The organism is bacterium endosymbiont of Bathymodiolus sp. 5 South (assembly GCF_900128535.1).
Taxonomy (GTDB): Bacteria; Pseudomonadota; Gammaproteobacteria; order PS1; family Pseudothioglobaceae; genus Thiodubiliella.
The window spans coordinates 18,020-28,828 of record NZ_FQTR01000015.1 but is presented as its reverse complement, the minus strand read 5'-3'; the positions used below and the strand labels follow the sequence as shown (position 1 = coordinate 28,828).

At 40.0% G+C, this 10,809-nt stretch carries 9 protein-coding genes; 7 read left to right on the top strand and 2 right to left on the bottom strand.

Annotation, left to right across the window (positions count from 1 at the left end; translation table 11 throughout):
* The 4 genes from BBROOKSOX_RS03025 to BBROOKSOX_RS03010 form a co-directional block, all read left to right on the top strand.
* The coding region (locus tag BBROOKSOX_RS03025; RefSeq protein ID WP_139659701.1) for a TatD family hydrolase at positions 1–687 on the top strand (687 nt) is incomplete at its 5' end.
* A complete protein-coding gene (locus BBROOKSOX_RS03020; protein ID WP_139659700.1) occupies positions 687–1,592 on the top strand; it encodes an RluA family pseudouridine synthase in 906 nt (301 codons plus the stop codon). The genes BBROOKSOX_RS03025 and BBROOKSOX_RS03020, both read left to right, overlap by 1 nt.
* Positions 1,589–2,425 (top strand): 4-hydroxybenzoate octaprenyltransferase, encoded by an 837-nt coding sequence (ubiA, locus tag BBROOKSOX_RS03015; RefSeq protein WP_139659699.1) that lies wholly within the window; start codon positions 1,589–1,591, stop codon positions 2,423–2,425. The genes BBROOKSOX_RS03020 and ubiA overlap by 4 nt, the downstream gene beginning before the upstream one ends.
* A 12-nt stretch (positions 2,426–2,437) precedes the next feature.
* Positions 2,438–3,673: a metallophosphoesterase family protein gene (locus tag BBROOKSOX_RS03010; RefSeq protein WP_139659698.1), complete on the top strand. Its 1,236-nt coding sequence runs from the start codon at positions 2,438–2,440 to the stop codon at positions 3,671–3,673.
* A gap of 105 nt (positions 3,674–3,778) precedes the next feature.
* On the opposite strand, the gene dapD is transcribed toward BBROOKSOX_RS03010, so the two are convergent.
* Positions 3,779–4,594, bottom strand: a complete 816-nt coding sequence (gene dapD, locus BBROOKSOX_RS03005) for a 2,3,4,5-tetrahydropyridine-2,6-dicarboxylate N-succinyltransferase (RefSeq protein ID WP_139659697.1) — start codon at positions 4,592–4,594, stop codon at positions 3,779–3,781.
* A gap of 46 nt (positions 4,595–4,640) precedes the next feature.
* Positions 4,641–5,369 carry an ATP-binding cassette domain-containing protein gene (locus BBROOKSOX_RS03000; RefSeq protein ID WP_139659696.1) on the bottom strand — a complete coding sequence of 243 codons (729 nt, stop codon included), beginning with the start codon at positions 5,367–5,369 and terminating at the stop codon, positions 4,641–4,643.
* A 53-nt stretch (positions 5,370–5,422) separates the two neighbouring features.
* Here BBROOKSOX_RS03000 and polA point away from each other — a divergent pair, with 53 nt between their 5' ends.
* The 3 genes from polA (at position 5,423) to argS (ending at position 10,805) form a co-directional block, all read left to right on the top strand.
* On the top strand, positions 5,423–8,188 hold the full coding sequence (gene polA, locus BBROOKSOX_RS02995) for a DNA polymerase I (protein WP_139659695.1): 2,766 nt from the start codon (positions 5,423–5,425) through the stop codon (positions 8,186–8,188).
* A 1-nt stretch (position 8,189) separates the two neighbouring features.
* Complete coding sequence (locus BBROOKSOX_RS02990) at positions 8,190–8,912, top strand: DUF3800 domain-containing protein (protein WP_139659694.1); 723 nt, start codon at positions 8,190–8,192, stop codon at positions 8,910–8,912.
* Positions 8,913–9,104: 192 nt separating this feature from the next.
* Positions 9,105–10,805 (top strand): arginine--tRNA ligase, encoded by a 1,701-nt coding sequence (gene argS, locus BBROOKSOX_RS02985; protein WP_139659693.1) that lies wholly within the window; start codon positions 9,105–9,107, stop codon positions 10,803–10,805.
* Positions 10,806–10,809: the final 4 nt, after the last annotated feature.

Genomic DNA, 10,809 nt, shown 5'->3' with positions numbered 1-10,809 from the left:
CATGCTAAGACCTTGTCGGTGGAGGAATTTTTGTGCGTTTGTATTGATTTAGAACACTTTGATGATGTGTTTTCTTTGGCGAGGCAGTATCCACAGATTTATGCCTCAGTGGGGGTGCACCCTTGTGAGTTGGAGGGTAAAGATCCAAGTGTGGCAGAATTGTTGGCCTTAGCGGAGGATGATAATATTATTGCTATTGGTGAGACGGGGTTGGATTATTTTCATGTGGAAAAAGACACGGCTGATTGGCAACGGGAGCGCTTTAGACGACATATTGCCGCTTCTAATCAATCGGGCAAACCGATGATTATCCATACTCGGAACGCTAAGGCAGACACCATAACGATTATGCGTGAAGAGCAGGCGGAAAAAGGGGTGATGCATTGTTTTTCTGAGGATTGGGAGACGGCTAAGGCGGCATTGGATTTGGGTTTTTATATTTCATTTTCAGGCATTATTACTTTTAAAAGTGCGGGGGATTTGCGTGAGGTTGCCAAAAAAGTGCCGTTGGATAGGATTTTGGTAGAAACAGATGCGCCTTATTTAACGCCTGTGCCCTATCGTGGTAAGCCTAATTCGCCTGCTTATACTTATTATACAGCTGAAAAATTAGCGGATATTCGGGGCCAGACTATTGAGACTATTGCCGATGCTACCACGAATAATTTTAAGACTTTGTTTTTCTGATGAGTGTGCAATTTAAAACGGTTGATGAATTTGCTGTAGGGCAACGCTTAGATAACTACTTATTGAAACATTTAAAAGGGGTGCCAAAATCGCATATTTATCGGGTAATTCGCAAAGGAGAAGTGCGGGTTAACAAAGGCAGGAAAAAGGCCGATTACAAATTACAAATTGATGATGTGGTGCGTATTCCGCCGATTCGGGTGGCTGAATCAAAGCCGAGTAAAACCTCAGATAGTCTTAAAAAGTTGTTGACTGAGAGTATTTTGTATGAGGATAAAGGACTGCTGGTGATTAATAAGCCGAGTGGCTTGGCGGTGCATGGCGGTAGTGGTATTGATGTGGGCGTGATTGAGGCGCTCAGAGATATGTTTAACACGCCGGTGGAATTGGTGCATCGCATTGACCGTGCTACTTCAGGCGTTTTGTTGATTGCCAAAAAACGCAGTGTGTTGAAAAATCTGCATGAGCAACTGGTTCAGCATCACATGGAGAAACGCTACACCGCTTTGGTTAAAGGCACCTGGTCAAAAAAACGCCATAGTATTGATGCACCCCTGTATCAAAATTCTCGTTGCACAGTGGTTGATGCGAAAGGCAAAGAGGCACTTAGCCACTTTCAACCCATAAAGAATTTTGACAGTATTGATGCTTCTTTGGTTGAAGTGCTCATTGAAACGGGGCGTATGCATCAAATCCGTGTGCACGCACAATATGTGGGGCATCCGCTGGCGTGTGATGATAAATATGGCGACAGAGAATTTGATCGAAAATTACACGCTCAAGGGTTGCGGCGTTTATTCCTACATGCACACCAGTTAACTTTTACCAACCCAAGCACTGGGGAAATTCAAACGGTTAAAGCCCCATTATCGGCTGAACTAGAGGTGTTTTTAGCAACCTTATGACTGCTTATTTTCGCCTGATGCGTTTGGACAAGCCGATTGGTATTTATCTATTGCTCTACCCTACTTTGTGGGCGTTATTTTTGGCAGCTGGGGGGCTTCCTGATTTAAAATTATTTGTGATTTTTGTACTGGGGGTGGTTTTAATGCGTTCAGCAGGCTGTGTGATTAACGATTATGCGGATAGAAAGATTGATAAATTGATTGAACGCACGCAAAACCGTCCTATCACCACAGGGGAAATTCACCCAAAATCGGCGTTGATTTTATTTTTTTTATTAATGATTGTTGCGTTTGGCTTAGTACTGATGACCAATACTTTGACCATTCAATTGGCAGTTATTGCAGGTTTTTTGGCAACGCTGTATCCGTTTACCAAGCGTTGGACGCACTTGCCACAATTTGTGCTGGGCTGTGCATTTGCGATGAGTGTGCCGATGGCATTTGCTGCGACGAATGGCAGTGTGCCAAGTGATGCGTGGTGGGTTTTTCTAGCAACGGTTGTTTGGACGGTTGTTTACGATACCATGTATGCCATGGCGGATAGAGAGGAAGATTTAAAGATTGGGGTTAAATCTAGTGCTATTTTATTTGCCAAGTTTGACCGTTTAATTATTGTTTTATTGCAATTGATATTAATGGCTATTTTGATTAAAATTGGACAGGTATTTGTGTTAGAATTGACCTACTTTTTGGTGCTTTTTGTGGTGTTGGGGTTGATGTTTTACCATCAGTTTTTAATTAAAAAGCGTGAGAGAGGTGCTTGCTTTGAGGCGTTTTTGCACAATCAGTATATTGGTATGAGTGTGTTGTTGGGTGTTATTTTTGGATTATGATTAGAGGTTTTTATGAGATTTTTTAAGTTTGTAACAGGGGTTTCGTTGTTATCGTTGTCATTTTTGGGTTATGCACAGCCCAATCCTCAATGGGTTCAAATGGTGGCAAACGACCAACTCAGCGTTAGAGTTGTTTTATTAAATGATGATCAATGCCCAAAAGTGAGCATTAACGATATTCCCACTGCCATGCAATTAAGAGCACCTAAGGCGGTGAATTTTCCAGCAGTATGTGAGTTGCTGGTCAGTCGAGATACCCGTTCAATCAAAATTCAACAGCAGGCGTTGCCTACTTTGCCCAATGAGGTGAATCGTATTGCTATATTAGGGGATACAGGGTGTCGAATTAATAAAGCTAAAGTGCAAGCGTGTAATGATGCCAAGGCTTGGCCGTTGTATCCATTAAATGCGAATATTGCATCCCAATCCCCCGATATAATTTTGCATGTAGGTGATTATCTTTATCGAAAAACCCCTTGTCCTGTGGGCGACAAAGGTTGCCAAGGTTCGCCCAGTGGATACAATTGGGGTGCTTGGAATGCCGATTGGTTTGCACCTGCAAACTCATTATTTCAATCATCAGTAATCGCCTTTTCTAGAGGCAATCATGAGGGATGTGATAGAGCAAAAAACGGCTGGTTTCGCTATTTATCGCCATGGGAATATCCAGAGACGGGGCAACCTTGTGCGGAGATGGAAAAGCCTTATATATTAAAGTTGAAGGGGGTTAATTATATTATGTTTGACAGCAATTATGGTCAAGATGACCACACTTCTGATGCACAATTGGCTCTTTATAAAGAGTCTATAGCACAATTAAAAATTGATAAAAATTCGACCAATATATTCCTCACACACCGACCTATGTGGACTTATAATAAAGTTAAATCTAAATATTATTATGGCAATTTAACCCAGCAAATAGCCTTTAAAGATTTATTGCCTAATCACACACTATTTGTTGCTGGGCATGCGCATTATTTAGAAGTACTGGATATGCAAACTGATTACGACCAACTGATTATTGGCAATAGTGGCACAGCGTTAGTTAAGGTTGACAATGTAATGAAAAGAAATGTTGATATTGGCAAGCATAAGGCTAATTTTGTTTATTCTCGGTCGGGTTTTGGTTATGGAATTTCCACAAATGCAGGCAAAACTTTTAGATTTTATAATCAAGATGGACATAATATTGGGGAGTGTATATGGTTACTTAACAAGCAGAATTCTTCCTTAATTTGCCAATAATTTTGTTTGTAGATTATATGTAATCTGACCATAGTTTGGGCGCACGCACTTGCTGTTTTTGAATGCACTTGATATTACAAAGAACGCCTACACTCAGACAAGCAATTAAATGCCTCTTAGCAATTCATTAATGCCAACTTTAGAGCGAGTTTTAGCATCTACTTGTTTGACGATCACTGCGCAGTAGAGCGAATAACTGCCATCCTTTGAAGGTAGGTTGCCAGATACAACAACCGAGCCTGCAGGTACGCGACCATAAGTTACTTCGCCAGTTTCTCTATTGAAAATTTTGGTAGATTGCCCGATATAAACCCCCATTGAAATTACCGCGCCTTCTTCAACAATTACGCCTTCAACTACTTCTGAACGCGCACCGATGAAGCAGTTATCTTCAATAATGGTAGGAGCTGCTTGCAAAGGTTCTAATACACCACCAATACCAACGCCACCTGAGAGGTGAACATTTTTACCAATCTGTGCGCAAGAACCAACGGTTGCCCAAGTATCCACCATTGTGCCAGAATCAACATAAGCACCAATATTGACATACGATGGCATAAGCACGGTGTTTTTAGCGATGAATGAGCCACGACGCGCACTTGCTGGCGGCACGACACGAACACCTGCTGCTGCAAATTCCTCTGCAGATAGTGTGGCAAATTTTGAAGGTACTTTGTCATAATATTGGGTAAAGCCACCTTGCATGGGCACATTGTCTTCTAGTCTAAAAGATAATAATACTGCTTTTTTTAGCCATTCGTTGACAACCCAGTCGCCCACACCTCTTTGTTCGGCAACACGCGCTTGACCTGAATCAAGCAGATGGATTGCCTCAGAAACGGCTTGTTTAACTTCGCTACTTGCAGTTTGTGGGCTGATGTTAGCCCTGTCTTCAAAAGCCGCTTCAATAATATCTTTCATGGTGTGTCCATCGTTCAAAAAACAGATATTATATCAGGGCGAACCACTAATTTTCGTGACAATGATTGTGATGATGCTCATAAGTTGTCATTAGTTCATCCATCTGGTCGGCGTATAAATCATTAAATTGAGCATCTTTAATAAGCACCTCAGGTTTTCCCATACAACAAATATGGTGATATAGGCACAGCACTTGGGTGGATTCTTTCATTACCCGATGCAGGTCGTGAGAGATCATTAACACCGCACAACCTTGTTGTTGATGAATGTTTTGAATGAGTTTATAGAGTTGCATTTGCCCACCAACATCAAGATTTTGTGCGGGTTCGTCCAAGATTAATACATTGGGTTTATTGAGTAGCGCACGCGTTAGTAATACGCGTTGTAATTCACCACCCGATAGGGTTTTTAAAGGTGAACTTAACAAACTTTTAATCCCCGTTAATGCAGCGGTTTCTTGTAAGAAGTTAGGGGCAACTTTTTGATTAAGATTACAAAAATCAAGCACCTTGAGAGGCATAAATGGATTGGGGCTAAAAGCTTGCGGCATATAACCCAATTTGAGTTTTTTTGCACGCTTAATATTACCACTATCGGCTTTAATCAAACCCAATAAAACTTTGATAAGTGAGCTTTTCCCTGCACCATTTGGACCAATGATAGTAAGAAACTCTGCCTGCTGAAGCTCAAAACTCACCTTATCCAAAACGCTTTTTCCACGACGCGTGAGGCTGATATCGTGAGCACTAATAAGGGTTTGAGGTGAAATTGCCATAGGTGTATTTTATACTAATCTTGATGTCTAAAAAATCGGTAAAATTTACCCTTATGTCAAACTCTCATCAACTTATTTTATTAGACGGATCAGCCTTTTTATTTAGGGCTTATTTTTCTACTATTGCGCAAAATTTAACCAACGATGAGGGCTTCCCAACGGGTGCGATATTTGGCGTCATTAATGCGTTAAAGCGTTTACAGAGCCAATATCCTGAAGCAAAACTCATTGCAATTTTTGACGCTAAAGGTAAAAACCACCGTCATGAGATTTACCCTCAGTACAAAGCACATCGCAAACCTGCTGATGAAGAGTTGGTTATGCAAATTGAACCACTGTATGAAATTATTCGTGCGATGGGATTTCATTTTATGTGTGTCGATGGCGTGGAAGCAGATGATGTGATTGCTACGCTAAGTCTTTGTGCCAAGGAACATAAGTTAGATACGATTATTGCCAGTGGCGATAAAGATTTAATGCAATTGGTTAATGAACATGTACATCAGTTAGATATGAAAGGTAATTTGTTAGATTATGATGGTGTTGTTGAAAAAATAGGCGTTAGACCTGAGCAAATCTTAGACCTTTTGGCACTCACTGGTGATAGTGCTGATAATATTCCTGGGGTGCCAAGTGTAGGACCTAAAACCGCGATTAAGTGGCTAGAGCAGTTTAAATCTATTGAAGGTATCAAGGCCAATGCTGAGCAAATCGGCGGTAAAGTAGGTGAGAAATTGCGAGAGAATTTTGATCTACTAGATTTGTCTTATCAATTAGTACAGCTTAAATTTGATGTGGAATTGCCTTGTGATATTTTGGATAATGAGCCGGGTGCTGATAATGAAAAACTGATGAATCTTTATCAAAAATATGGTTTCAAGGTATGGTTTAAACAACTTGGTGGTGTTGAGTCAAGCGTCACAACTCCGGTAGTCAAGTCAATGACCTTGCCTATAGTTGAGTCAAATCCTGAGGTGTCACAGACTGGGGTGTGTCAGTCTGATTGGTTAAAGGAATACACGCAAAACACAGTATTCACACAAGATAGTTTTGAAACTTTAGTCAAACGCCTGAGCGCATGTAAGCGTTTTGTTTTTGATTTAGAAACTGATTCGCTAGATTATATGAACGGCAAAATTGTTGGCTGGGTATTTTTGGTGGACAAAGACAGCTTCTATGTTCCTGTTGCCCATGATTATTTAGATGCACCAGTACAACTGAACTTTGATGAGGTGTTGTCAAAATTGCGGGTGATTTTAGAGGATTCAAGCATTGGAAAAATCGGACAAAACCTCAAATACGATAGCCATATCCTAGCAAATTATGGCACTACACTCAATGGTATTGTTGATGACACTATGCTCAAATCTTATTGTTTGAACTCGGTTGCATCAAGACATAATATGGATGACCTATCTGAGCATTATCTAGGGTACACCACTACCCATTTTACTGATATTGCAGGCAAAGGTAAAAAGCAAATCACCTTCAATCAAGTGAGTATTGATGACGGTGCTCCGTATGCTTGTGAAGATGTTATTGTAACGCACAAACTCAACGAAGTTTTGGCACAAGAATTGGTGAATTATGCCACACTTTACAAACTTTATCAAACGCTAGAATTACCCCTGATTGCTGTTTTGGTAACCATGGAGCGCAATGGCGTAGAATTAGATGCAAACGCTTTAGGCAAGCAGCAACTTGATGTTATTGCGCAGATGGAAACCATTAAGGCACAGGCATTTGAATTAGCAGGCAATGCGTTTAATTTAGAATCACCGAAACAAATTCAGCAAATTTTGTTTTCAGAAGAAGGTTTAGGGTTAGAATCAAAAAAGAAAACCCCGAAAGGCGCACCATCAACCAATGAAGAAGCCTTAAAATTATTAGACCATCCATTAGTGGACTCAATACTTGGTTATCGCATGCTAACCAAGCTCAACTCTACTTATTTGGAGGTACTGCCTAAGCAAGTTGACCTGCACACTAAAAGACTGCACACTTCTTATCATCAAGCAGTCACTGCGACAGGTCGCCTGTCATCTAGTAACCCAAATCTACAAAATATCCCTATTCGTAGTGAGCAAGGTGCAAGAATTCGTTCGGCCTTTATTGCCAGCGCAGGTAATGTGGTTATTGCAGCAGATTATTCGCAGATTGAACTTCGAATTATGGCACATATATCCCAAGACCAAAATCTTTTAAGTGCATTTAATGAAGACAAAGATGTGCACAGCGCTACTGCATCTACTATGTTTAATGTGCCACTTGACGCCGTCACTCAAGAACACCGTCGCAAAGCCAAAGCGATTAATTTTGGTTTGATTTATGGTATGAGTGCCTTTGGTTTGGCGAAGCAAATTGATGTCTCACGCACCGAAGCCAAGCAATATATTGAGGCGTATTTTGAGAACTATCCAAATGTGCTTAACTATATGGATAGCACCAAAGAATTGGCAAAAGAAAAAGGCTTTGTAGAAACGGTGATGGGCAGACGCTTATACTTGCCACAAATCAACGCTAAGAACAAAATGCTACAACAGCACGCCCTGCGTACTGCCATCAATGCCCCAATGCAAGGCTCTTCAGCAGATATCATTAAAAAAGCCATGCTGGATGTTGATGCGTGGATTGGCAGAAATAACCCAGATATTAAAATGATTATGCAAGTCCATGATGAATTGGTGTTTGAAGTAAACGCATCAAAAGCCGATGAATTTGCCGACAAAATAAAAGACCTGATGCAAAATGCTTACCAATTAGACATTCCGCTTAAAGTTGATGTGGGTGTTGGCGTCTCTTGGCAAGAGGCTCACTAGTATGGACTTTAGCGATTATATCGTTTATGTTGATGAAAGTGGTGATCATGGGCTTGTCAATATTGATACACAATATCCAATATTTGTATTGGCGTTTTGCATATTCAAAAAATCTGATTATCTGAAAACTGTTCAGGATTTCCAAGAATTTAAGTTTAATCACTTTGGGCATGATATAGTTATTTTGCATGAGAATGAAATTCGTAAAGATAAGGGTGTTTTTAAGATACTGAACAACCCAGAAAAGAAGAGCGGTTTTATAAGAGAGTTATCAGATGTTGTTAGTCAGCAAGAGTTTTCAGTTATCAGTACAACTGTTAAAAAGGATATACTAAAAAATAGTTATCGTTATGATAACAATCCTTATCATATTGCACTTAAGTTTTGTGTTGAACATTTATTCAACTTCTTAATTGCGTCTAATCAACAGAAGAAAATAATGCATATTGTTGTAGAACAACGAGGAAAAACAGAAGATAGAGATTTAGAGCTTGAATTTAGCAGAATATGTTCTAATGGTAATTTCAAGGGCATGAAAGCCAATTTTAAAATGGTAATGGCGAACAAACAAAGTAATTCCACAGGTTTACAATTAGCTGATTTGATAGCACGACCAATTGGATTGAATTGTTTGAGACCTGAACAAGAAAACAAAAGCTTTGAGGTTATAAAAGAAAAAATGGTTAACAATAAGGTTTTTCCAGATAACAAAAAGCCACTGTGAATCCACAATGGCTTAGTGTCGACCGCGAATCCGCAATCCTTAAGCGAACATTATACCTGATACTAAATATATTTTGTATAATTTTAAAAAAAGTTTAAGTTATTGGTAGAAAATTATATTTAAAATACAAGTAATAAATAAGGAAAATACCATAAAAAAGAAAAGTTGGATTAATCAAGAATAAGAGTAAAAATGAATAAAGAACAATTACAAGTATTATTAATGGAATCGTTGGTATCGCTGAAAACACAGGGCGTGTTGGAGAAGGTACCTGAGAATATTCGACTTGACCATTCAAAGGATAAAACCCAAGGGGACTTTGCCTCGAATATTGCGATGATGTTGTCTAAGCAGGCAGGGTGTGCACCCAGAGAGTTGGCGCAGAAAATTAAAGCCAATTTCCCAGATTCTGCCGAGGTGGAAAAGATTGAGATTGCGGGTCCAGGCTTTATTAATTTCTTTATGTCTCAGGGGGCTAATGCGTCGGTTGTTAATCGTATTATTGAGCAGGGAGCGGGCTATGGTTCGTCCAATGTGGGCGAGGGGCAGCGGGTGTTATTGGAGTTTGTATCTGCCAATCCGACAGGACCGTTGCATGTCGGGCATGGACGCGGTGCAGCCTATGGGGCAACGGTTGCTAATCTTTTGCGGGTGGTTGGTTTTGAAGTTGACAATGAATATTATGTGAATGATGCGGGTCGGCAGATGGATATTTTGGCGACTTCGGTTTATTTGCGTTATGTTGAGACGGATAAATTTCCTGATAATGGTTATAAAGGGGATTATATTTTTGATATTGCCAAAAAAATTCAGGGAATTGAAAAACTTGATATTTTTAGTGGCGTTTGTAAAGACGAAAAACACGGTGGCGATAAAGAAAAACACATTGATGGTTTGATTGTTAATTGCAAGTTGCAATTACAGGGCGATTACAAAAAAATCTTTGATTTGGCAATTAATGATATTTTGCGCGGCATTAAAACCGATTTGTCAGAGTTTGGTGTTGAGTATCAACAATGGTTTTGTGAGCAAACTTTAGTGGACAGTGGTTTGAGTGAAAAAACGGTGAAAAAATTACAAGACTCAGGGCATATTTACGAAAAAGCAGGGGCGCTTTGGTTTAAAACCACAGATTTTGGCGATGACTTAGACCGTGTTGTGGTGCGTGATAACGGTATGCACACCTATTTTGCTTCTGATATTGCCTACCATCTTGAGAAGTTTGAGCGAGGTTACGACAAAATCATCAACATCTGGGGTGCCGACCACCATGGTTATATTACCAGAGTAAAGGCATCAATTCAGGCGCTTGGCCACAACCCTGATAAATTGGAAATTTTATTGGTGCAGTTTGCCAATTTGTTTAGAAATGGCGAGAAAGTTGCCATGTCAACGCGTAGTGGTTCGTTCGTTACTTTAGAAGAGTTGCGTGAGGAGGTTGGCAATGATGCAGCGCGTTTTTTCTATATTATGCGTAAAGCCGAACAGCATATGGATTTTGATTTGGATTTAGCAAAGTCCAAAACTAATGAAAATCCTGTGTTTTACATTCAATATGCCCATGCACGCATTTGTTCAGTGCTTGCTAAAGCAGATGGCAATCAAGCACCAGATTTGGCGCTACTTAATAATGAATATGAACAAGCACTCATCAAGCAGCTAAGTCGTTACGCAGACATGCTTAAGAATGCAGCACTAAATTATGAGCCACATGTTTTGGCTTATTATTTGCGTGATTTGGCGGGTGATTTTCACAGTTATTACAACAATAGTGAGTTTTTGATTGATAATAAAACCCTGCAAGCCTCTCGTTTGCAACTCATCATTGCCACCAAGCAAGTGCTTCAAAATGGATTGGGATTATTGGGTGTGTCTGCCCCTGAAAAAATGTAAAATC

What these genes read in the sequence shown, in the direction of transcription:
- argS (WP_139659693.1), top strand. Translation starts at nt 9,105, where the DNA reads ATGAATAAAGAACAATTACAAGTATTATTAATGGAATCGTTGGTATCG.
- BBROOKSOX_RS03010 (WP_139659698.1), top strand. Translation starts at nt 2,438, where the DNA reads ATGAGATTTTTTAAGTTTGTAACAGGGGTTTCGTTGTTATCGTTGTCA.
- BBROOKSOX_RS03000 (WP_139659696.1), bottom strand. Translation starts at nt 5,369, where the DNA reads ATGGCAATTTCACCTCAAACCCTTATTAGTGCTCACGATATCAGCCTC.
- dapD (WP_139659697.1), bottom strand. Translation starts at nt 4,594, where the DNA reads ATGAAAGATATTATTGAAGCGGCTTTTGAAGACAGGGCTAACATCAGC.
- polA (WP_139659695.1), top strand. Translation starts at nt 5,423, where the DNA reads ATGTCAAACTCTCATCAACTTATTTTATTAGACGGATCAGCCTTTTTA.
- ubiA (WP_139659699.1), top strand. Translation starts at nt 1,589, where the DNA reads ATGACTGCTTATTTTCGCCTGATGCGTTTGGACAAGCCGATTGGTATT.
- BBROOKSOX_RS03020 (WP_139659700.1), top strand. Translation starts at nt 687, where the DNA reads ATGAGTGTGCAATTTAAAACGGTTGATGAATTTGCTGTAGGGCAACGC.
- BBROOKSOX_RS02990 (WP_139659694.1), top strand. Translation starts at nt 8,190, where the DNA reads ATGGACTTTAGCGATTATATCGTTTATGTTGATGAAAGTGGTGATCAT.